At 44.6% G+C, this 23,689-nt stretch carries 17 protein-coding genes and 1 tRNA gene; 7 read left to right on the forward strand and 11 right to left on the reverse strand.

Features of this window, described 5'->3' with window-relative positions; translation table 11 throughout:
- Nucleotides 1-360: 360 nt before the first annotated feature.
- The 4 genes from JGK22_RS22440 (at nt 361) to JGK22_RS22455 (ending at nt 4,858) form a co-directional block, all read left to right on the forward strand.
- Nucleotides 361-2,520, forward strand: a complete 2,160-nt coding sequence (locus JGK22_RS22440; protein ID WP_293186029.1) for a serine/threonine protein kinase — start codon at nt 361-363, stop codon at nt 2,518-2,520.
- 414 nt (nt 2,521-2,934) lie between these two features.
- Nucleotides 2,935-3,007 (forward strand) — tRNA-Thr (locus JGK22_RS22445).
- 273 nt (nt 3,008-3,280) lie between these two features.
- Nucleotides 3,281-3,697: a hypothetical protein gene (locus tag JGK22_RS22450; RefSeq protein ID WP_293193278.1), complete on the forward strand. Its 417-nt coding sequence runs from the start codon at nt 3,281-3,283 to the stop codon at nt 3,695-3,697.
- A gap of 6 nt (nt 3,698-3,703) precedes the next feature.
- Complete coding sequence (locus tag JGK22_RS22455; protein ID WP_293313716.1) at nt 3,704-4,858, forward strand: hypothetical protein; 1,155 nt, start codon at nt 3,704-3,706, stop codon at nt 4,856-4,858.
- Between the two features lie 85 nt (nt 4,859-4,943).
- On the opposite strand, the gene JGK22_RS22460 is transcribed toward JGK22_RS22455, so the two are convergent.
- The 7 genes from JGK22_RS22460 to JGK22_RS22490 form a co-directional block, all read right to left on the reverse strand.
- Nucleotides 4,944-6,815, reverse strand: a complete 1,872-nt coding sequence (locus JGK22_RS22460) for an aminopeptidase P family protein (protein ID WP_293313719.1) — start codon at nt 6,813-6,815, stop codon at nt 4,944-4,946.
- Nucleotides 6,816-6,831: 16 nt separating this feature from the next.
- Nucleotides 6,832-8,001, reverse strand: a complete 1,170-nt coding sequence (locus tag JGK22_RS22465; RefSeq protein ID WP_293232973.1) for a pyridoxal phosphate-dependent aminotransferase — start codon at nt 7,999-8,001, stop codon at nt 6,832-6,834.
- Nucleotides 8,002-8,193: 192 nt separating this feature from the next.
- A complete protein-coding gene (locus JGK22_RS22470) occupies nt 8,194-11,235 on the reverse strand; it encodes an SMC family ATPase (protein ID WP_293232975.1) in 3,042 nt (1,013 codons plus the stop codon).
- A 277-nt stretch (nt 11,236-11,512) separates the two neighbouring features.
- Nucleotides 11,513-12,688, reverse strand: coding sequence for an exonuclease SbcCD subunit D (locus tag JGK22_RS22475; protein WP_293207433.1), 1,176 nt, complete (start codon nt 12,686-12,688; stop codon nt 11,513-11,515).
- 52 nt (nt 12,689-12,740) lie between these two features.
- Nucleotides 12,741-13,076: a DUF433 domain-containing protein gene (locus tag JGK22_RS22480; RefSeq protein ID WP_293186015.1), complete on the reverse strand. Its 336-nt coding sequence runs from the start codon at nt 13,074-13,076 to the stop codon at nt 12,741-12,743.
- Between the two features lie 183 nt (nt 13,077-13,259).
- Nucleotides 13,260-13,586, reverse strand: coding sequence for a DUF433 domain-containing protein (locus JGK22_RS22485; protein WP_293186036.1), 327 nt, complete (start codon nt 13,584-13,586; stop codon nt 13,260-13,262).
- 151 nt (nt 13,587-13,737) lie between these two features.
- The gene (locus tag JGK22_RS22490) at nt 13,738-14,631 is read right to left on the reverse strand and encodes an ion channel (RefSeq protein WP_293186013.1); all 894 of its coding nucleotides are present in this window, start codon (nt 14,629-14,631) and stop codon (nt 13,738-13,740) included.
- Nucleotides 14,632-14,702: 71 nt separating this feature from the next.
- On the opposite strand from JGK22_RS22490, the gene JGK22_RS22495 reads away from it, so the two are divergent.
- Nucleotides 14,703-15,089 carry a hypothetical protein gene (locus tag JGK22_RS22495; protein ID WP_293186011.1) on the forward strand — a complete coding sequence of 129 codons (387 nt, stop codon included), beginning with the start codon at nt 14,703-14,705 and terminating at the stop codon, nt 15,087-15,089.
- 272 nt (nt 15,090-15,361) lie between these two features.
- Here the strand turns inward: JGK22_RS22495 and JGK22_RS22500 are convergent, their stop codons facing one another.
- A complete protein-coding gene (locus tag JGK22_RS22500; RefSeq protein WP_363319206.1) occupies nt 15,362-16,687 on the reverse strand; it encodes a hypothetical protein in 1,326 nt (441 codons plus the stop codon).
- A 1,370-nt stretch (nt 16,688-18,057) separates the two neighbouring features.
- Nucleotides 18,058-19,158, reverse strand: a complete 1,101-nt coding sequence (locus JGK22_RS22505) for a saccharopine dehydrogenase NADP-binding domain-containing protein (protein WP_293207431.1) — start codon at nt 19,156-19,158, stop codon at nt 18,058-18,060.
- A gap of 289 nt (nt 19,159-19,447) precedes the next feature.
- Between JGK22_RS22505 and JGK22_RS22510 the strand changes: the two genes are divergently transcribed.
- Both JGK22_RS22510 and JGK22_RS22515 read left to right on the forward strand, forming a co-directional pair.
- Entirely contained in the window at nt 19,448-19,672 is a 225-nt protein-coding gene (locus tag JGK22_RS22510) for a polymorphic toxin type 34 domain-containing protein (RefSeq protein ID WP_293197349.1), read from the forward strand.
- 192 nt (nt 19,673-19,864) lie between these two features.
- Nucleotides 19,865-20,665, forward strand: coding sequence for a HEAT repeat domain-containing protein (locus tag JGK22_RS22515; protein WP_293197347.1), 801 nt, complete (start codon nt 19,865-19,867; stop codon nt 20,663-20,665).
- 75 nt (nt 20,666-20,740) lie between these two features.
- Here the strand turns inward: JGK22_RS22515 and crtO are convergent, their stop codons facing one another.
- Both crtO and JGK22_RS22525 read right to left on the reverse strand, forming a co-directional pair.
- Complete coding sequence (gene crtO / locus JGK22_RS22520) at nt 20,741-22,432, reverse strand: beta-carotene ketolase CrtO (protein WP_293197345.1); 1,692 nt, start codon at nt 22,430-22,432, stop codon at nt 20,741-20,743.
- A gap of 374 nt (nt 22,433-22,806) precedes the next feature.
- Entirely contained in the window at nt 22,807-23,586 is a 780-nt protein-coding gene (locus JGK22_RS22525) for a class I SAM-dependent methyltransferase (RefSeq protein ID WP_293313723.1), read from the reverse strand.
- Nucleotides 23,587-23,689: the final 103 nt, after the last annotated feature.

Raw genomic sequence — 23,689 nt, forward strand, 5'->3', positions numbered from 1 at the left:
GATTCGCAGTAAAATGTAAAGAATATAAACATTGTTAAGTTAAGCTGCTGAGGCTGTAAACCTGGGCGAGACCTCAAAGGTCAAAGGCTGGAGTTGCGAGTTTCGGAGAAAGGGCGATCGACTCTAGATAGTGTTTTTTAGGGGCTTTCGCGTCGTGGGGGGAATCCGATCGCAGCCTGCCAAGTAAATCTCGTTAGGAAATTGATTCGATTGTCAGACATCTCCAATACATCGAATAACTCCTCTACAATTGACAATCTAAAATCTCATAAGTTATTTAAGAAAGACAATCTAAAATTTAATAGATTATCTAAAATCGGAAATCTCAGACAATCTAAAATCTAAAATCTAAAATCTAAAATGGTATTACCTCGCCCCGTCTCAGATACCCTAATTGAACTGTTGAAACCTGTAGCCTGCGAATTGGGAGAAAGATTGGGAGCAAGCGCTGTCAACGAACGCTATGCAGAAATTGAGCCGTCTGGTTCTTCTGCTTTGAACCAGCAAATCAAAAAAGACCCCCGCTGGACTAAAGCACAAGTGAAGTATTTGCAGCGGCAGCAGGCCCGAGAACAAGAGTTAATTGCGATCGCCAGCATAGAAGAAGAAAAGGTAAAGGAAGAACGCGCCAATCGAATTAGGGCGGAAGAATTGAGAGATCAGCGGACTATTAGTCGGCTTGGCCGCGAGTTAATGCGGGAGATTCAATCAGAAGCAATTCGAGTTAAGCTGAACGAAATTCAAATTATTTGGGACAGGGACAACTGGTTTTCCAATTTGAGCAGGCAGGAAACTGAACAGATTTTGCAGCAGCAGCAGCACCGATTGCTGTTGTTAGTTGCTCCGGCCAAAATTAGCCAAGATTGCCCGGATTCGTTTCGCCACAATCTGAATATCGAGCTGCCGGCTAAGTTGAGAACTTTTTTGAACCAGCACTACCCCCAGCACGGAGAATCCTCTCCAGTTCAGTTTTACGGAGATTATTTCAAAAACCCTATTTCTGATATTGATGTGGAGCGGTTGCAGACTGTTTTGTCTCCCGTGCCAACCGCTATATTGTACAGCGACATCAGCGATTATGAAGTTAATTTTCATGTCGGTTTTTGGGGAATCATCAATCAGAATGTTTCCCTAGTGGCGATGCAGCCTTGGAATTGGGAAGAAGTTTATCACCAGTTGGAAGCCGAGGGGAAAGATGAAAAGGTGAGACTGCGGATTATTCGGCAAATAATTGTGACAATTCATAAGTTGCTGGCGGCTTTTTTAGCGGATTTGTATTATTTAAAAATAGATTTTACTCACGAACCTCAGCTATTTAATTTAGAGGCGGAATTTGCTCAGGAATGGTTTTCTCAAGATTGGGCCCTACCGTATATGGAAACTCTTAAAGAAATTCAGGAGCAGCAGCGAATAACCTATAAGGGAGAGATGCGGCGGTTAGCACTGCGAGAGGCGAAAGCTAGGGCGGAACGCAAGCGTTTGGAGGAGGAGGCACTAAAAAGCAGACAGGAAGCTGAGGCGAAATCAAAGCGGGCGAAGGAGTTCGCTCACAAATTAAAAAATCTGAAATGGCGGTGCGCTTACACGCTGCCGGGACATTCATCGTTTGTGAATTCTCTGGCGATTAGTCCTGATGGCGAAATTCTGGCTAGTGGCAGTTGGGATAAAACTATTAAGATTTGGAATTTAGAAACAAGGGAATTAGTTGGCACTTTGACGGGACATTCCGATCGCGTAAATTCGGTTGCTATTAGCTATGACGGAAAAATGTTGGTCAGCGGCAGTTCGGACGAAACAATTAAGTTTTGGAATTTGTACAATGGCGATCTATTGTGTACTTTTCCAGGACATTCTATGGAGGTGAATTCGGTGGCGATCAACCCGAAGGGGCAGATAATTGCTAGCTGCGGCGGGGCTGATAATACGATTAAGCTGTGGAATTTGCGAACTGGTGAGTTGCTGCGGACTTTGAGGGGTCATTCAGACAATGTGAATGCGGTGGTTTTTAGCCCGGATGGTAAGATATTGGCGAGCGGGAGTTCGGATGCGACGAGCAAGGTTTGGGATGTGGAAAGCGGTAAGTTGCTGCGGACTCTTTCGGGTTTGAATGTTGGGGTGAATTCTGTGGCGATCGCGCCGGACGGTCAAATTCTGGCTAGCGTCAGCAATGATTATACGATTAAGCTGCGGAATTTGCACACGGGCAGTTTGTTGCGGATCTTAAATTCTAATTCTGCGAAGCGAAAGGGTGTAGCGAATTTAGGGATGAATGAGGCTGTGCATATTTTGCGGAATTATGTAAGTCGGGGCGATTCGGTTGCTATCAGTAGGGACGGTTTGACTTTGGCTAGCGGCTGCGATGATAATAAGATTAATATTTGGAGTTTGCAGACGGGGGAGCTGTTGAGCACTCTTGAGGGACATTCGGGTACGGTATACTCGGTGGCGATCGCACCTTCGGGCAATTTGCTAGCCAGCGGCAGCGCGGATGAGACAATTAAGATTTGGTGTTGCGATTAGGCAGTTGGCAGTTGGCAGTTGGCAGTTGGCAGTTGGCAGTTGGCAGTTGGCAGTTGGCAGTTGGCAGTTGGCAGTTGGCAGTTGGCAGTTGGCAGTTGCAGATCCTATCCGCTAATTAACCACAATACTTGTACGGGCGGGTTCACCAACAATCTATAATTCCCATTAACAATCTAGATAAACCCGCCCCCACCACGCGACTTACCCACAGGGGCTAGAAACCGGGTTTCTACGAAAAATTTGGGTTGAGTGACGAGAAATATCGGAAGAAACCCGGTTTCTGATCTCGGGGTGCGCCCAGGAGACGATAATTCCGGTTCTGCCCTTACCGGAAGAGGTTTTGGGCGAATTTGCAAAAAAGTTTGCTGAGGGGGTTGCGCTAATGGCGATAAGTTTGCTATATTAATTTTCACTGCTGGTGTAACTCAGTTGGTAGAGTAGCTGATTTGTAATCAGCCTGTCGCAAGTTCGAGTCTTGTCACCAGCTTATTTCATGAAATTAAGGCTAGATATAACTTCTAGCCTTAATTTTTTTTGCCCCGCAAGCGTCTCAAAGTCCTTGTCACCCGCCTCAGCAATTTTGATTGTTAACGTAATCTTTTTTCCAAAAATAGAAATATCTATGGTTATATTGAAGGTTATATTGAATCGGGCGATCGCAAACTTGAGCGTCTGATTATCAAGTTTGATTAAATGTTGGCCACTAAAGTTAGCAAGTTATTCTACACTAACTTTGTCAGCACTGTACCGGAGCAGCGAAATGTCCCCTTGGGTAAAAGATCCACATTCAGGAGGAGTTAAAATCCCACCGGCAGTTCAAGAACGGGTGAAACAGCGTATTCTTAATTATGCTGCTGCTAACTACGCTGGTAAATACACTCGCCTAGGCATCCGTTTTCGCAGTCAATTTTGTTACGTTGATGCCTACACAGAACCTGATGTCCCCTTAGATTTTCCGTTCAAAGAGCTTCGCGTATCTCGTGAAGAATATTTAGAACAAAGACGAAATAACCCCCTTCACCTGTGTCGGCTGCGTTACTTTAGTGATGAAGAAGCTTGGACTCTGGGATTTTACGCCTATAGCAGTGAAAAATACGAGCCTTGTATGTTCCCAAATGGCAGTTTCTACGGTACGCCGGAAGAAGCCTTTGCCATCTCTTCGATGTACTTGGAATAACCCAAAATGAGCGAATATCAATATTACGAGTTTCAAAGCGTCGATCGACGTTTGACTCAATCCGAACAAGAAGCAATCAGCAAACTGTCTAGTCGCGCACAAATAAGCTCTAGCAGAGCTATCTTTGTCTATAGCTATGGAGACTTACCGGGCAACGAAAAACAATTATTAATCAAATATTTCGATGCTATGTTTTACATAGCTAATTGGGGATCGCTACAACTAATGTTTCGTTTCCCCAAAGGTTTGATTGATATCGAAATGATGCGGAAATATTGTGTTGAAGACATAGTTGAGGTTTCGGAAATTAATAATTTTGTTGTTTTAGAAATTTCTATTAATGAGGAAGAAGGTTTTAATGGGTGGATAGAGGGAGAAGGAAATTTATCCTCTTTGATAGGTTTGCGTCAGGAAATTTTGCAGGGAGATTATCGTTTACTTTATTTAGCTTGGCTGAAAGGGATTACCTATCTTGATGAATTAGACGACGAAGATGAAGATGATGATGAAGAAAATGAAGATGATGAAAATGATGAAGAAGGGCTAGAACCACCTGTTCCTCCTAATTTCGGTAAGTTATCTTCATCGTTACAGGCTTTTATCGATATTTTTGAAGTCGATGAGCATCTACTCAAAGCTGCAATCAGTGCGAGTGTTGCTAAACCTTCAATTCCTGAAAGTAGCATCAAAGAAGCTATCAAAAAACTTGAACGTTCTGAAGTCGATACTTTTTTAATGCGGTTACTCAAAGGAGAATCTAATCTGTCTATTGAATTGAGTAAGAAATTATCAGGAATGATAGAAGTTAGACAAGAGGAAAATCCCGGTAAACGAACAATTCGTCAGCTTTTAGCAAGCGCAGAAAAGGAAGAAAAGAAGGAAGAAGAAAGAAGAGGACAGGAAGCTAAAGCTGCACGAATCAGAGATTTAGAAGCTTTGGCTAAGCGAGAAACGGCTGCTTGGGAAGATATAGACGCTCTTATTCAAAAAGGAACTTCTAGCTCTTACGATGAAGTAGTGCTGTTACTTTTAAAACTCCAAGATTTAGCGGATTATCAAAAACAAACAGTTAAATTTTTCACACGGGTTCAACAACTGCATAATAAATATAGCAGTCGCTCTGGATTGAAAAGACGTTTGCTTAAGGCGAATTTATTATAATCCAAATCAAGGTACGTTGTTGGGCTTTAGCCCTCTTTATTTATATCTTGAAAGAGGGCTAAAGCCCAACAACGTACCTATTTTTTCAATACGCAGTACAGGCTTTTTTCAACCAGGTGATTGTAGCAGTATCGAGTACGGGTGAGAGTTTCTCAACTACTGAAGCGTGATAGTTGTTCAACCATTGTAGTTGAGTTGTTGATAGCCGATCGACATTTATCAATTTTTGCTCGAACGGAATATACGTCAGCGGTTCAAATCCGTACCAAGCCGTACCGTTTTTAGACGGCATTTCCCTGACAACATAGAGATTTTCAAGGCGAATTCCGCCCCAGCCTGGTTCGTAATATCCCGGTTCGATACTCGTTACCATTCCCGGTTCGAGGGGATATTGGACAAATTTGCTGATACCGTTGGGGCCTTCGTGACCGGCTAAAAATGCGCCGACTCCGTGGCCCGTGCCGTGTCCGTAATCTAGCTGTTGTTGCCATAATACCGCACGGGCGATCGCATCTAACTGCGATCCGGTTGTACCTTTGGGGAATTGCTGCATGGCACAGTTGATGTGTGCTATCAAAACTGTGGTGTAGTGTTCGATTTGCTGCGTTGTCGGTTCCCCGACTATCATGGTTCTGGTGTCGTCGGTTGTCCCGGCTAGATACTGTGCGCCTGAGTCTAGCAGCAGCAATTCTCCGGGTTTTAGCGTGATTTCGGGGCTGGGAGTGCCGTAATGTACGATCGAGCTATTTGCTCCCGCACCTGCGATCGTTCTAAATGTTAAAATATGAAAATCAGCTTCTTGCTGATAAAAACTTTCGATACTTTCTTTAACATCAAACTCCGTCAATACATTACCATTTTCTAGCTGTTCTGTCAACCACTTTAAAGTTAGAGTTTTAGCTCGACTTGCCTTAAAATTAGCAGATTGCATCTGCTCGATTTCCACAGGATTTTTCCGAGCTTTCATCCCTTCTACGGGATTTGGCTCGAAAACTATTTCTATCTTATTTTCACTAGCTTTTTGCTGGTTTAACAATAACTGGTAAGTGCCTGCTGTACTGTGTTTCGCATCCAACAGCACCCGAACTTGTTTCCGCAAATTCAAACAAAGTTCCAAGGTTGACGGATAGTCGGAGTAGGGAAGCAAAGTTACAGCCGCCGCCAATTCTTGCTCGATTTCCGGTGAAACTCGTTCGAGATTTGTCAACAAAAATGCTGCACCTGCGGTGACAATCGCGTAGGATATGAAAATGGGAATGTGGGGAATATCCGAGCCTCGCAGATTGAACAGCCACGCTATTTGATTGAGGTTGGTAATTGGGAGCAAGTCGATGTTGGCTTTCTGCATCGCTTCCCTGACTCGGACTAATTTTTCGTCGCAGGTTTCTCCGGTCAGGGATGCTGGTAAGCTAAATATAGGAGATTCGTCAATCGCGGGTAAAGTCTCTGCTGTTTGTCGAACCTTGTCTGCTAAATTCTCCGGTATCGGTACGAGTTCAATTCCCACTGTTGCAAATTTTTTCACCCAATTTTGATATTGCTCTGTGGCTACGGTAAACGGATCAAAACCGAATCTAATTTTAGTTAATTTTTGGGCAGATTCAGTCGCCAGTTTTTCTAAAGTTTCAATTAAGCTTAAATTTCCTTCTAAGCCGAGTTTCGATATTTGAATCAATCCGGCATCGACTTGCAACTCTGCTTGTTCGTAATAACGGGAATCCACAAACAACCAAGCCGAATTTTTGCCAACTAACAAATCGCCAGCCGAACCCGTAAAACCGGAAATCCAAGCTCGTCGCTGCTTTGCGGCTGGGACTGATAAATTTAAGTGTTCGTCAACTGCTGGGATGAAATAGCAATCTAAGTCATAGTTTGCCATCAAAGCACGCAAAGTAGCAATTTTTTCAACGGAGGCATTCTCAAGAATGCGTTCAGATTTAAAGTTAGTTGCAACCATTTTTTAATATCCTATGTTACTGGTTTAAAATTGTCTTCAAACCTTTGACAAGCCTGCTAATTCCTGCGGCTGCTGTTGCAATTTCTAGGGCACCGTAAGCAACGCGCAAATAGCAGCCGCTATCCATACCGAAGGTTGTGCCGGGAAGCACTGCTACTTGATGTTCGCGAATTAATCGCTCTACTAATTCCATTGTATCGAGTTCGGTGTCAACTTTCAAGAAAAAGTAGAAAGCCCCGGCGGCTGGGGAAATTGTACACAGATTTTGGATGGTATTGAGTTCGTCTAATACGAGTTGGCGCACAAATGCGATCGCCCTTACATAATTATCGCAGTAACCTCTACCAACTTGCAAGGCTCCCAGGGCTGCATACTGGGAAATTACCGGCGGACAAATTAAGATGGTATCTTGAATTTTCCTCACCGAAACCAGCAAATGCTGTGGAATTACCATATACCCGATGCGCCAACTCGCAAAACCGTAGGCTTTGGAAAGGCTAAACAGGGAAATTGTATGTTCGCTGCTGTTGGAAAAACTTGCGGGCGAACAGTGTTTCACGCCGTCATAGGTAAAATATTCGTAGGCTTCATCACTGATGTGATAAATATTGTGTTGGCGGCAAATCTCGTTCACTTCCCGGAGAGATTCGGCAGAATAAACCGCGCCTGTTGGGTTGTTAGGTGAAATGGTGACAATTGCTCGCGTTTTTTCGGTGATTGCTTTTTTAATCGCAACAATATTGAGTTGATAGTTGGCGTCAGTTTCTACTATCACGGGACGGCAATTTGCCATGACAGCAGCCATTTCGTGGTTGAAATAATAAGGTGATTGAATGATAACTTCGTCTCCCGCCGAGGTGATGGCGAGAATGGCATTGGTAAATCCCATATTGCTGCCGGCGGTAACGACTATGCAGTTTTGGGTGTTAATTTCTATGCCGTTATCTGTTTTGAGTTTGGCCGCGATGGCATCTTGTAATTCTGGGATTCCTTCGACTGCTTTGTATTTATGATTGTCGGGATTTGCGAAGAAGTCGGGGATTTTTTCAAATGATTCTTGGGGCGGATTGTAGTAAACTATGCCTTGTCCTAAGGATATCGTTCCCGGATTTTGCCGGATTAGTTCGCCTACTACTGGGATGATTGGCGATTGTACTGATTGCATTCGAGTTGGGTAATTTTTCATTTAATTTAAGTCTGTTTTTAGGATTAATTTTGTTTGTATACGGCGGTTGAAACCGCGTCTACACAAGGGAAGTCCGCCTCCGCGGACTGAAGAAAACAACTGAAGAAAAAAAACATAATTTTAACGGGCAAATCTTCAACCCGCGGAGGCGGGTTTTGCTTGTGTAGACGCGGTTTCCAACCGCCCGGTCTTTTAAACTCTTTCTATTTCTATTCTAGAACCTTGGGGCGACTTAAATACTTTAACTTGTGCGGGCAATCTTTCACCCAATCCTCTAACGTGAGTAATCACTCCAATTAGCCTTTCTCGCTGCCGCAACGATTCTAAAATTTGAGTGACGCTTTCGAGGGTTTCTGCATCTAAAGTGCCGAATCCTTCATCCAGAAATAAGCTGCCCAGTTGAGCTCCTTGAGATAGTTTTTCTGATAAAGCTAAAGCCATTGATAGGGAAGTGGCAAATGTTTCGCCACCGGAAAGGGTTCGCACTCGTCTAGCTTCGCCGCCATTCCAATTATCTGTTACCCAGTATTCGCCGTCTTGGTTTTTTAACTTGTACCGATTTTCGGTTAATTCTTGCAAAATCAAGGTGGCGCTGCCGACTAATTCTGCTTCTAAATGTTCTAAGATGTAGGATTGAAATTCGTTGGATTTCAGATTCTGCGCTAAGGTGTGATAGGTTTGCTCTTGTTCTGTGAAATTTGTAATTTGCTGGGACAGTCTTTCGGCTTGTTCGAGGGTTTGGGCTGCTACTTGAATCCACGCTAAAAGTTCGGCGCGGTTGTTGTTGGCTTGTTTGAATTTTTCTTGGGCGGCGTGTTTTGCCGATCGCACTTGTGCTAATATATCTTCATCGGTAGTCCTGCCTGCGATCGCCTCGCTTAAATCCTTCGCCCGCGTCTCCAACTGAATTTTTGACTCGCGTACACACCGAATCGCATTTTCCCACTGCGATTGTTCGCTAACGGGCGCCACCGCTGCTAGAAACGTCTCTTCTGTGAAATCAGCCGCTGTTAATTTTGCTAACCAATCCTGGTTTAACTGCTGTTTGCTAGCTTGGGCTTGTGCGAAAACCTCCCCCGCTTGTTGCTCTCTCTCGGCTGCTTGAATAGCAGTATTTTGAGCGGTTTGATACGATTTTTCGGCAGTTGTCAGCAGATTTGCCAACTCTTGCTTGTCTTCTGCTAAAGCTTTTGCTAAATTAGCATAGGGTTGATATTCCGTAATTTGATAAAGCGCATTCACACAACTTTGCAACTGCTGCTTCCGACGGTCTGATTCGGCGATCGCATCTTGATATTCTTGCTGTTTAGCTGCTTGAGTCGTCGCTGCAAAATTGAATCTTTGTTCGTAATTATTATATTCAAAGGATGCGAGTTGGAATTGCTGCTCGGTTTCGCGGTATTGGCGATCGCTATCTGCAAGTATAACCAACTCCTGCTGCAACTGCAAGACTTCCCACTGCGGATTTTCCAGAACTTGAGTGATTTGCTGCTGCAACTGAGCAACTCTCTTCTCTGTCAATTCCAATGCTAGAGCAATTTCTGACTGTTTTTGCTCGCAGGCAAAAACTGCGCTTTTCCCCTCAGCCACCGCCATTTGAGCAGTTGGCAAAACCTGATTTGCAGCCGCCACTTTCCGGCGCAAACCAGCAACATCGACAATCTTAGAAATCGGCAAAGCAGGGAGCAAATCGCTCTCAGGATGCACCCCCCCGCACACCGGGCAAGTATCGCCAGCATTCAGCGACATCCTGACAGCAGCAACACTCTCTAAACGCGCCGCTTCCGCATTAGCAGTTTCCACCGCTTCTAACTCGGCACTGCACTCTTTTAGCCTGATTTCTGCTGCTGCTAAATTAGTCGCAACCTGCACGTAATTCTGTTCGGCGCTGGCTTTTTCGGCGACAGATTTATTCAACTGTTCGCGCTGAGTTTTTACCTGTTTGGCAATTAGTTGAAGTTCCATCAATAAAGGTGCAACTTCCTGCAATTTTTCAAAACGCTTTCCTCCGGGCGAATACTTTTCGAGCATTGCCGCTACTTGAGTAACCCGAAAACCAGCCGCCTGAATTTTAGTATTAGCAGCTTGCAGTTCTTTATCTGCTACTTGAAGAAACCGCAGTTTTTCCTGTTGATTTTTCTGGGCGAGGGCAACTTCTTTGTCTAATTGAGTGCGCTGTTCTTCATATACTTTTGCAGCAGCCAGAGCATCTTCGCGAGCCTTAATTTGTGGTGCTAATACCTCAGATTTGGCTTTGGCTGCTTCAAATTGCTGCTGCTCTGTTGCTAGCTCCGAGCGAGCTTTAGTTAACCGCTCCCGCGCTGATAAAGCAGCACTTTCGGCAGTTTCATACTGACTGCGAGCCGATCGCAATAAAGCCCAATCTCCCTGTAAATGGTTCGCAGCTTGCGCTCTTTCTAAACGCTGTGCTAAAATTGTAATCTCGGCGGAACTAGCATTTAATTGCGCTAATTCTTGTTGCAACTCTTGCCAGCGAGTGATTTGGGAAAATAGCTGTTCTTCTTCATCCACAGCCTTCTGAGCTTCCATAACAGCGCGCTCGAACTGAGGTAATTGCTGCTCTAAAATCCAAAGTTGCGATCGTTTTAGCTCCACCTCATTCGCCGCCGGAGCGCTCAACTCAGCCAACTGTCTTTCCACCATTTCCCGTTCCTGTTTCAGCAACTTCGCGAGTTCGTTTGCTTCCTTCCGCATCTGCTCAAAAATCTCAAATCCCGCTAGCTGCCGCAAAATTTCCCGGCGTTTAGAAGTATCTCCTTTAATAAACTCATCAAACTTGCCTTGAGGCAGAATAATGGCTCTTGTAAAAGTATCAAAATCCATCCCCAAAATCTGTTCAATCGTATTTTGAACAGCAACAATACTCGTCCCCAAAGTTTCCCAATTGCCATCTTGCCAACATTCCAAAATCACCTTATTCTCGGGAGATTTCGGACGAAAACGCCATCTCCGCGTCACCCGATACTGTGCCAAACCCACAGCAAAACGCAACTGCACCTTTAAATTTTCGCTTCCTTGACTTACCAAATCAGCTACTTGTTTGCCACTGCGATTTGTCGTACCAAAAAGCGCGTAAGTCATGGCATCTAGCAGTGAAGATTTGCCCGCACCAGTAGCACCAGTAATTGCAAACAAATCGAGTTGAGAAAAATCTAAGCGCTGTTCCCGGCGGAAGCTGGTAAATCCTTCGAGCAAAAGTTCTAGTGGACGCATACTGATTTTAGATTTGAGATTTTGGATTTTAGATTTCGGGATTTTTACAATTACGTTGTTCGGAGTTTTAGGGTACTTATCAAGGAGAGCATCTCACTTTTGCAAAAAAACAATTTCTTTACAGTGCTGTCCCCGCTCGAGAGTGTTGGATAGATTGCGAGCGGGGACAGCACTATAAAATTAAAACTGAGATGCTCCCCTTATCAAGTTTGTTCGCGAGCTCGCGAGCAATGGCAAAGAATTACCAATTACCCATCACCAATTACCAATTACCTATTTAACTATTAACTGTTTCCTTAAACTTCTTGTACAAATTCTCAAATCCCTCCAATACAGCGGGTTGTGGTGTCGTTCCCAAGCGGTTTTGATAATAGTTGCAGAACTCTGCTGCTGGATCGAAGTTGTTGGGATCGATATTAGTGCTCTCTGTTGGTTCTAGCGGTGCATCCCGATAGCGCGGTTCAATTAACAGCGCTTGAGAACAGATTTGCCGCACGCGATCGGCTAATCCGATTTGCGGGCTATCCAATTCGACAATTACCTTCAAAAAACCAGGATGATATTGATGAGCTTCTAAAATTTGATCGAGATTGTCATTATCACATTGAAGCACTTTTAACGGTTTGTGGCAAGCCACCGGTCTAAATTCTACTTTGGCTTGACTTCCCGGCTCAACTTCGATCAAGCAAAATCCTTTTTCCTGTTCGGCTTCTCCAAAATCTAACTGAATCAAAGAACCGGAATAATAAGCGGGAGAATTCTTAGCAATGCGCTGGTGAATGTGGATGTGTCCGAGGGCTACATACTGAGCTTCTGGCGGCAGAGTTTGCGACGGGTGCAGGTATTTTTCCCGCGTGTAATAAGCGACTTCGGATTTAGCCAAGCGAGCACCGTCAATGCTCATGTGTCCCATCAGCATATTCACAGTATTGTCTCGAAAATCTGTGGTTAAATTTTGCAGTAAATCTGCTACAATCTCGCGGTAATCTTGACGGCGGTTGGCGTCGCCAGAGTGCCACAGAGAATTGGCATCTAAGAGTCTTTGTTCGGAAGCAAAAGGCATCGCTCCTACGCATAGTTTACCATTTTTGGTATTCAGAGTAATGCTGCCACCGTCTGCCGATCGCCTGGGTTTACCTAAAGCGCGAACGCCGGCAAGGGATAGCAGTTGCGCGATGCTGTCGATGCGGGATGCTGAATCGTGATTGCCGGCGATCGCAATTGCGGGAATTTCGGCAGCTTGGAGTTCGCAGAAAAATTGATAGGCAATGCGCTCAGCATAGGCTGGAGGGTTGGGAACGTCAAAAATGTCACCGGCGACCAACACGGCATCAACATCGAGCTCCTTGGCTTGTTTCAATATTTGTTCTAGGGCGATCGCAATTTCAGAAGTGCGATCGATCCCTCGAAAACGTCGTCCCAAATGCCAGTCAGCAGTATGAATTATTCGCATATTACAAGGAGTCTTTTATTTATTTTAATACTTATGGGTTTCTAACAATCGTTTAGGTGTCGCTTTCTTTTTCTTGTTCTAGAATACCTCGATCGATCTCTTCAATGTGTGCCTCAGCATAAGCAAAAGCATTTACCAAATCGGCAGCACTCAGATCCGGATGACCTTCTAAAATATGAGCATCGCTAGCACCTTGACGGCGATAACTTATTAACAGCCAAACAGGAATCCGCGTTTGTCTGATACAAGCTTCGCCGCCCATTACGCCGGGAGTCTTTTGAATTTCCGACCAAAAGTTACTTAAACTTTGGGCTAAAAATTGTATAGCTTGAGTTTTTTCCTCTGGACTTAGCGCCAGGAGTTGCGGTTGTAATTCTTTTAGTGTCATGTTCGTTATTCGTACTAAGTGGTAAAAAATATATGTTTGGTGATCGTCAAACTATTCTAGCACTTGCCACCCAGATTTATTGAGCCTATTTAAGTGCCAATTGTATAGTACGCATTGCCAGCCAAGAATAGATAATAATGTAACTCATAACTTCATTCAACAAATATAAAAACGTGCCACTTTTCAATCATCCTCATTTTCTTGAATTGCTGTTTCAATCTCGTCAGGATATGCCTCAGCATATGCCCAAGCATTTGCCAAGTCAGTGGCACGCAGAGTCGGATAATCTTCTAACAGTTCAGATTCAGAAATACCTAAACGGCGAGCATTCACCAACACCCAAACAGGAATGCGCGTTTGTCTGATGCAAGCATCGCCACCGCACACGCCGGGAGTCTTTTGAATTCCAGACCAAAAGTTGGTTAAACTTTGGGCTAAAAATAGTATAGCTTGAGTCTTTTCTTCAGGAGTTAACGCCAAAAGTTGCGGTTGCAATTCTTTCAGTGTCATGTTCGCAGTTATTGAGTTCATAAATATTAACTTGTTTTGCCCTACAGGTCTTCTAGGACTGGCTAAATCTAACAGAGGTAGGGACACGGCAGTGCCGTGTCCCTACGGCTTGTGTTGCAATACACCTAATTCTAGCGCTAAATCAAAACTTCTATTCCACAGGCTTCACATCGTGAAACCGAGTATAATCAACCACCCGCCCGCCATCCGGAGTTCTCGAAATAATATCTACAAACCGCATATTCCACACAATTTCTGACGCTACAAAAGAATGTCGCGCGTGTATAGTTTGCGAAACTGTCTCGTCAATTCCCGTTAGCGTAATTACAATTTCGGCGTGCTGCTCGATCAAATCTTTGGCGGTAAGTTGGTACAAAGGACTGTTCTCATCAATTGTGTGCATTACCGTCCAAGTTAAGGCAAAAATAGGAGATTGACTCCGCATTAATTGCAAATCGTAAAAACGCCGCATATATTCTCCTTCCGATGTTACTTCGTCGCGGATTAAAGTAGCTCGCTGCTGTGCTTCTAAAATTTGGTTGAAGCGCTGATTTCCTGCGCGGTACATCAGAGTCGGAACGCCGTTGAAAGGAGCGATTATAGCTACGCGGCTGAAGATAACTCTAGCGGTTGCTCGAGAAAATCTTGAAAAAGCCAGTCCCGTCACCATTGCGACTCCCCACAAACCAAAAAACGCTTCGATCGCAACTATAGTATTAGCGTACTCGGTGCGCGGATACATGGCACCGTAGCCGATTGTCGCCATTGTTTGCACGCTGAAATAAAAAGCATCTTTGAATGAACCAGGCCGTGCATTAGCAATGCAATCTCCTCCCGCTAAGTAAGCTAAGGCAAATAAAGAATTTGTGAGTACATACGACAGACAAATCAGCATGAAAAATTGTGGCCAAGAAAGAGTTAGCAGCCTGTGATATAGATCGGCAAAATGCAGGCGAGGTACTCCCAATTTGACAACACCCAAGGTGAATTGTCCTTTGCGATTGACTAAACGAGCCTGTGGCGGGCGGTTGCGGTGAATTTTCATTGCGATTTGTAACTGTGGCTGTGTCAAATTGTAACTATTGCTTGGAGCGGGAAAACTTATCCTTTAGACTGATGTCTAATTCCAAAAATTACGATAAAAGCGGAGTTTTAGAAATGCTTGAGCTTAACTGGCATGACAATCTGGTGATCGTTTCTTTTGTCGCTGCTATTGCGGGTCTAGTCGTGCTGAGCGATAATGCCTCCTCTGACGGGGCTGACGATTCCCTAGGGGATAGCTTCGCCGCGCGTACTTTGAGCGAAGAAATCCTGATCAAGATGAGCTTTACTTACTGGATAGTTTACTGCATATCTGTTTTCGGGCTGAAACTTCACTTGCCAGAGGATAGCTGGTTGTTGCTGAGTTTGAAGCTGACTACTGTTCTTTCTTATTTGTTGACTGCTTCTAGCATCCTCAGCCTGCCGCTGCAACGCATGGCTGTCAGACAAGTTGAAGAGTGAAAAGAACAGGTTTGTAGTCAGGACTTCAGTCCTTCCGGTTGGAGTGAAGAAGGACTAAAGTCCTCACTACAAACTTAATTAATAGTTTTGAATTTTCTATTGTGAGACTGCTTGGTGAGTCGGCGCAGCCCGATTAGGAATAAAAGCTCGATCGAGCTTTTGACTTGTGCCGGAGTCCGGCAGGGGTTTAAACCCCTGCCTCAAAGCTAAAGTCGGTTAAAACCGACTCTCATATCAAATGCGGTGAGTTCGTCCCCATCGCGATCGCACAATCACGATTTAAAGCCCTTAGAGCTTTTCTTTTTGTCCTGCGGCTTGGACTTTGACTTGTGAACTTCGCCTAAAGCTTCCTGAAATAAGTTGTGCAGGTGCAGGGGAACGCTGGCAATTTCCGGGAGTTCGGGTTCTAAGGGTTTTTTATACTCTTGCAGTAGGGAATCTAAATCGGTCTCGATCTGAAAGTCTGTGCGCTGCAATACTGTTTGCAAGATTTGTGATAATTTCGCTGGATTAACTTTAGCTAACCGCCACCAAATCCAGGCATTAATTGCCGGATCTTCTAGATAGCTGCGAACCATTTTCTCGTAACCGGGAATGGTGGAAAAGTCCTCGGCTGCGAGCATTTCGGTAAACTGGCTGTAGTTAGACAAAAAGGTTTGTCCCCAGCGGGAATGAGAAAGCGCTGTCACCTTTTCGGCTTTTTTGAAGCGATCGGGCAATTCGACTTTCGGCGTTACCATTTTTGAACTCGCATTGCTGTCGATCGCCACCTCAACTGCTTTAGTATCGGCGCCTGCTGCTGCGATCGCGACTGCTTTGATTTCTTCGGGATCGATTCCGGCATCTTCAACGATATCCGCGAGAGATTTACTTCCATCGATGCCGATATCAGCTAAGCGTTTTTTAGTCATTACCTCCTGAAATTGGGCCAACTGTTTGTTGAGGTGATATCCCGATAGCGTCACTTCGTCGCCGCCAAAAAATTCGGTAAAATCGTCGTGATACTGTTCTACCGACTTCCAAGCTTGCTCTAACAGTTCTGGGGCGTCGCTGTACAGGTTATTTTTGTAATTTTGCTTGAAACTGCCGATCGCCACCGCCAACTTCGGCTTGCCCAATTTCCCCATGGGAATCGGAGGCCCTGAGAGTATCCACGCCTCATCGGTGAGAGGCGCAATCCGAGCCCGCAAGATTTCTCCTAACTTAAAGCGAGACATTTCTGGGAGGAAATTAGCGCTGTTGGGCTTGACATTGTAGTGCTTCGCCGTCAGCCAGTTTGTCACCTCGAAGCTGTCAGGGGAAATTTGAGTAATTTCAAACAAGCCGGTGAAGCTTTTTTGACCCCAACTTTTTAGCAAACTGATCTCGCCCTCGGTTAAATCGGGCTGACTTTCGACAAAAAGGTCGATCGGCGTTTTGTTTCCGACTTTACCTTCGACTGTAAAACTGTCAATTACCTGATTTTGTTGAGCAATATCGTAGCGCTCGCCCGTCGAGCGAATTGCGGCAAAAGCTTCTAAAGCTACCGCCAACTCTCCCTCAGCATCCAGCACAAAGTCAATTAAATTTTGCTTGAGTGTCCAAGCTCTTTCCAACATTGCATCCACAAGTTATACCGATTTTGAATGAAAGGATTTAGATTCTTAACAATTATCGGACTTGAAGCAACCGACGCTTTACGCTCCGGCTGGGATAGAATGGCGCAGATTGCGAAGAATGACCGAAATATGCGATCGATGCCTGAGTCCTGAATTAGTTTAATTTTAAGCCTAATATTCAAAAAATAATGTCCATCTCAAACTCCGTTGTTAATAAGTTTTTTTGCACCCCCAGCCGGAGGGTGCATCTCACTTTTGTTTGAAGAGGGCGAAGCATGACCGCATATAAGTTATTAGTTATATCTCATATTCACTGCGGTCATGCTTCGCCCCTACAGATATATTTTCTTGCACAAGCCGCTGCACCCCCAGCCGGACAACCAACCGCGCACAAATCTTGCTTTCTGAAAAAAGCGATTTCAACGCAGCCGAAAAATACCCCTCCCGATGTAGAGAGGGGCTAAAAATCCCCAATAACTTTGCTAAACTCGCCTTGAAAATAGTGTCATATGATGTCCGCTCGATTACCATAAAAAAACAGTTCGTAGTGCGGACTTCAGTCCGCAATCCGGCTGCGGACTTAAGTCCGCACGTGCGTTCCTTACCCAAACACTTCGCTGCATTCAGCAGCGCTGGTACAAAACTCCCGCACGATCGAGTTTATGTGCATCCTAGACTGAAAAATACCAGCAAAATGCTTTGACCAAGAATTTCTTGATAGTACCCGCCACGTGATTTATCCGTGGAATCAATCCCAAATCTAAAATCGAAAATCCTCTCTTCCCCCGAATTTATCCGTGGGGTCGCCTCTAAAATCTAAGAGCTTTTAAAACCCGCTTCATATCAACGTCTCCTCGTATTTTGTCGCAAAAATTGTCGTGTTTGTTTTCCCGATCGGGCGATCGCGCGTCAAGAACCTTGGTTGAAGCGCCATCTTTGTCGCAGCTACCAAAGAGCGATCGAGCGAACAGAGATATTTATCGTGATGTGCAACATATTAAGCTCCTGCTTGTTACCATTACTTCTACCAAAAGATAGATTAGTTAAACAAGCGGAACTCATCTTTTATGAGGTTGTCTGAGGGGCGATCCCCATTCCTACAAAAAACCCATCTAGCGGTTTTCCTATCAATTTCAAACCCTTACTCTTCTCTTCTGGGTCTTTCTATAGCAATCCTAATTGATTTGCTAGTCCTAGAAATCCTGAAATCCTTGTTCAACAAGGAGTCTCGCAAGACAAAAAGGTTTTTATCTTGTGCCAATCCGATCTGATTGCTATAGGTGGAACAGGCGTCTCGCCTGTCCTTCTTAGGTTCATCAAAAAAAGCCCCTTGACCAAACATCTAAACTTCCTATAAAAACCCGATCGAACTACAAGAAAACCTGCTCTATGTTGAGGTTTCGGTTCTGCATAGCTGCTTCAAACAGCTCAGTAGAAAGAGCCTGTTCTACCGACCAAACCCCCGGTTTTGTCAGTTTGCCCTCTAACATCAATTGAGCAATGCTGCCAGTACCGATGCCCGTTGCTGTGGCAGCATTCGGGTGTACCGCTGTCGATCGCACTTTTGCGGGTTGACCGTTTTTGATGCCGCTCACTTGCGATCGCACAGCCACGCCCACACCGCTAAAATTATTGGTAACAGAAGTCATCCCGTAGCTGACATAAGACAAAAACTCAATGACTGAATTATTTTTCAGCCAGCTATCCGGCCAGTATTTAGCAACAAACCAGGTAAGGTGATTGTAAAGGTCGGGAGAAGTGCCAAATTTAGTAATAACTGTTTTCACTGGGAAAGTTTCGGGCAAAGTAATTGCTTCCGGCATATCGAACCAGTAAACGCCTGTTTTGCCGTAGGGTGCGGGAAATTCTATCGTTTCGCGATCGGTGTAGGGTTTGATTTGCTGTAGTTTGCCATCAACCAAAACATCAAAAGGAGTTTGCAAACCCAAAAAAGTAGTACGCATGACGGTAACGCCAGCACCCCCAGAACCGCCGACAACATAACTCAAATGAATGTGTTCTGCGGTATCTAACTGCTCCACATCTCGGCGCACCATGCTGTTAGAAACCCCCGGAAAAATGCCCGTATTGATAATCGCTGTCACCCCGGCATTTTTAGCAAGTTCCCGGCAGTCTAAAGCTCTCCGAGTAAAACTGCGGCTGTCGCTGACATCGGTATAATTAACACCTGCTTCGATGCAAGTTTTCAGCACGCCAGCGTCTCGGTAGTGAAAAGGCCCGGCACAGTGCACGACGAGGTTAGAGGATGAAACCGCTTGTTGCAAAGCTGCACTGTCTGCTAAATCTAAAGCTAAATAGCGCGATCGATCCGACGGCAACTCTGCTGGAAGAGAGCCATTGGGATCGCGTCCGGTAACAGTAATTTCTGCGTCGGTATAGGTGAGAATATCTTGGGCAACGCTGCTGCCAATTCGTCCGCGCCCGCCGACAATCAAAACTCGGTTTGCCATCGCTCAAAAAAGGGTAACGCCATCTTTCACTATGTCAACTTTTGGCAGGTCTTTTCATCCACATAAAGTATGACTTTATGATAACTGATATCTCGCACCAATATCCATAACCCCAGAAGGGCGGTGAAAACCAATAAATCAAACTAATTACAGACAAGTTAAATAAACCTCCACCAAAGTAGAAAATCCTTTATTGACAAGGTTTGATATCTGAGTTAAAATGTAATCATATATGAACAGTCCGTAATATTTTTGATAATTCCTTATAATAAACCTAAAATAAAACACTATGACATCTGAAGGTAATGTAGCTGATACGGGTATTGTAGAACAAGCTAAACAACTAATCGCCGAAAAAAGAGCATCAGATATGCCTGAAGCACTCGAAATATTGAAACAGCAAGCTAAACGCGATAAAGATAAAGAAAAAATGGAAAAAATTAAAAGCACCCAGAAATTCTTTGGTGACAGACATAGCCGATCCAGCGGCAAAAAGAAGAAGACCAAAAGGTAAGCTGCTCAAAGAAATATCTCCCAAAATTAGTCTGCAATTAGTGTAGTACCACGAAATTCAGAGAGTTTTGGGGGATGTCGAATTACTCACACTTATTCATTTTGATACTTGCGTAATGCCATTCAATCTAACTGACTAAGTGTGAAAATAACCTAGGCTGGAAGCACTAAAATTTAGGGAGGTGCAAAAATTATGGATAAGCTGACAACTGAAACACTGCTAGATTATTGCGATTCAGATGATTATACCCTGCAAACAGAAGCATTGATACAGCTTGTAGATGCAGAAGTTTATGAAGCTGTACCGAAGATATTAAGATTGCTAAAATCCGCCGATGAATCAATTAGAGCTGAGGCAGCCGAGGCATTAGGTTATCTCGGTTCAGAGGAAGTAGAGACAGTTGGCATTGCATTAATGCCTTTGCTAAACGATCCTGAAGAACTGGTTAGGTCTGAAACAGTGGAGGCACTGGGAGAACTTGGTTATAGTCCTGCGGTTGTACCGATAGAATATATTCTCAGAAATGACCCTTCAGCACTGGTTCGCGCATCAGCAGCAGAAACTCTTGGATATTTAGAAGAACCATCAGCTATAGAAACTCTGGAGCTTTCACTGCTTGATGTTGATGAAGATAAAGCAGTTAGAGGGTATGCTGCTAATTCGATCGGGCTTTTAGGTACGCCGCAGCTATTGCCAAAACTGGAAGAGTATCTAAACTCGGAACTTCCTTTATCAGTAAAAGCTGAATTGCTGGGAGCGCGGTACTGGTTGGGCGCGAAAGAAGATATCGAGAAGCTATTGAGTTTGTTGGATAATGCTGATGAATATTTAGCAACGATCATCCTGAATATTTTAACAGATTTGACCGAACGGGAGGAGCAGCCAACATTGGCGAAAGATGCTCCCGATTTAGAAAGGGTGTTAAGTGCGATCGCAAATCGTTTTCCCCTCACAGGGAATCAACCCGAAAAAATTCTCGCACTCGCACACTGATAAATTAATACAAATAAACGCAGATGTAATTCATCTGCGTTTATCTGCGTTCATCTGCGGTTAAAAATCTTACTTCTAATTAATCCGAAATACCGACTTAGCCGTCGATTTCAGAGAATTAGCCGCATCGCTCAACGTTTGCGCGATCGGCTGCTGCGAGTGCATGAACACGCGAGCCGTATTGCGTCCCGGCATCCCCGAAATCGAGCCGCCGGGGTGCGTGCCGGCACCGGTGAGGAACAAACCGTCGATCGGCGTTTTGTAATTCGCCAACTCGGGTAACGGACGGAAAAATATCATCTGATCCAGCGTCATGTCAACGTGGTAATAATTCCCCTTCAGCGCCCCCAAACGCTCTCCCAATTCCGCCGGACTTTCCACGCGGCGGCCGATAATTGAGTTCTTGATATTGGGTGCGTATTCTGCTAATTTGTCAATGCAGCGATCGGCAACTTTGTTTTTCAGCTCGTCCGTCCAACCCGTACCGTGCTGGCCGGTTCCTTCAGCATTTTCGATTTGGTAAGGAGCAAAAAATTCAATCCAAGCCGTATGGTGTCCGGGGGGAGCCATTGACGGGTCTCGTACCGTTGGAAACACCACATACATCGACGGATCGGAATCGGGGATTTTGCCGATCGCAGGCTGAGTATGAGCAATTTCCACGTGTTTCACCGAATCAGCAATCAAAACAGAACCCATTAAATATTCGTCTTTATGGTTCCAGCGATCGAACTTAGGTACTTCATTGAGAGCTAAATCTATTTTCAGAATTGTCTCATTGTTATTGACAATTTTGCGCTCCAATCTTTCCCGCAAATTCGGATCGGCACTGTCAACATCGCTATCATCCATCAAGTGCAGAAACAAACGCTTCGCATCAATATTAGAAATGACGCCTTTAGTAGCTCGATATTCTGTGCCGCCTGCAACTCTAACACCGACAGCGCGGCCGTTATCAACTAATATTTTCTCGACGTGCTGGTCAGTAAGTATAACACCCGCATAGCTTTTCACTAAATTGACCAGCGCTTGCACCAATGCACCCGTTCCTCCGCGCGGCCTCGCCATCCCAGGATTGTGGCGCATTGCCATCATAATTGCGCCTACAGCAATGGTTTTTTGTGAAGGAGGCGCGCCCAACTCTGCGGCCAGTCTTGCCAAAGGTGCTTTCAAAAATTCCTCATCAAACCACTCGTTGAGAATGTCCTCAGCGCTGGTAATCATCGTGCGAATAAAGTCTAGCGTTTTGTCTGGAGAACCAATGACTGAAAATAAGTCTTTGAGTTTAGCAATATCGTAGTTGCCGGCAATATCTATTATAGACTTTGGCGGCGCGTTAAACATCGGAATCATCGCGCTTAAAGCGCGCTGCCAAAAATCTGTATATTCGGCATATTTTTTCGCATCGCGTTCGTTGTAGCGGGCAATTTCTGCACAAGTTTTTTCTACGGAACCGTGCGCTAAGAAATATTTGCCGTCTGGATGCGGACAAAACGCCACTGGATCGCAGTAAAGATATTCTAATCCGTATTTTTCCAGTTCTAACTCTTCTACAACTGGCCCTAAATGGATAAATTCGTGGTCGATCGCGCACAAGTTGAATTTAAAATCTGGTAATTCGGGAATCGCAGCTTCGGTAGTCGCGGCGCCACCGGGAACGGAACGTTTTTCTAACAAAAGAACGGTATATCCGGCTTTGAGGAGATAAGACGCACAGACAAGCCCGTTGTGACCTGCTCCTATGATAATCACGTCATACGTTTGCATAGATGAAGCTTTGGGATAGGATGTTTTTCTCATTTTACAAATGTTAACAACTTTGCGGGCTCTATCAATAGAAATAGATTCATCTTAAGAGATTAGTTTGAGCATCTTACAAAAGATGGAGTTCTTACCTAGTGCTGCTGTGCGATCGCCTTTATTTATTCTTGAATTTACCAGAAAGAATTGGTTTAAAGCCCCAATCCCGATCGGGAGAAATTAAAATCAGACTATTCATTACTCCAATCCTCTTCCTTCCAGGTAGAGGTAGCTGTCAACTGTCAACTGTCAACTGTCAACTGAACGAACGAGCGATCGCCACGCCAATTTGCCCAGCATCATATCACAGAAGTTTTAATTTATCGGTATTATATAAAAAATTAACAATCCGTAGAATTTCCCAGATAAACTATTGTTTTGTAAACCAATGAAACAAAGCCACGATCGCCACAGTAAGCTTGATAAAGTTCGGTTAAATCCGAGGTGAGTTTCTGCAACTGAGGCCCGGAGTTCGGCATATAAGATGAGCTTTGTGCCCGCCCGATTAACCCTGCTAAATCTAAATCTTGTCTGTTAGCAAATTCGATCGATCGCACATCAGTAAAATCTGCACTCGCAAGCAAAGGTTCGATCGAGCGATCGTGCTTTTCGGCAGGATAGCTCTGGGAAGCGCTCTTAACAATTTGAGTGTAGCCCTCTGTCAGCGCATCCGTGCGATCGCGCAAATTCCAAACTACAGTCAACCTTCCCGATGGCTTGAGAATTCGCCGAAATTCTGGTAAAGTTAAAACAGGATTGAACCAATGGAAAGACTGGAAACACGCGACTAAATCGAGCGATCGGTCAGGCAAATTAGTGGCTTCGGAAGTTCCGTCTCTAAACTCTACCAAAGTATGAGGTGCGGCCGCTTGTCTCATCTCGGCATTGGGTTCGATCGCTAATACTCGAACCTCTCTTTCTGCTAGCAAACGGGAAGAAATTCCTGTACCTGCACCGATATCGGCTGCGGTTAACCGTGAAGGTTCCCCAAGTCCTGCTAAAATCGGATCGATCGCAGCGGCTGGATAACTCGGGCGGTATTTGACATAATCCGTAGCGCGATCGGAAAATCGACCTAGCGGATTCATCTCGTATAACGGCGGTTTGGAGTTATCAGTCATTAGTTATTAGTTATGTATGAGTTATGAGTTATCAGTCATTAGTTATTAGCCATCAGTAATCATACCAAATCCGGGTTTAGAGCGCCGTTTATTTTCTTAGTCC

The sequence above is a fragment of the Microcoleus sp. PH2017_08_TRC_O_A genome, from assembly GCF_020738665.1.
GTDB lineage: Bacteria > Cyanobacteriota > Cyanobacteriia > Cyanobacteriales > Microcoleaceae > Microcoleus.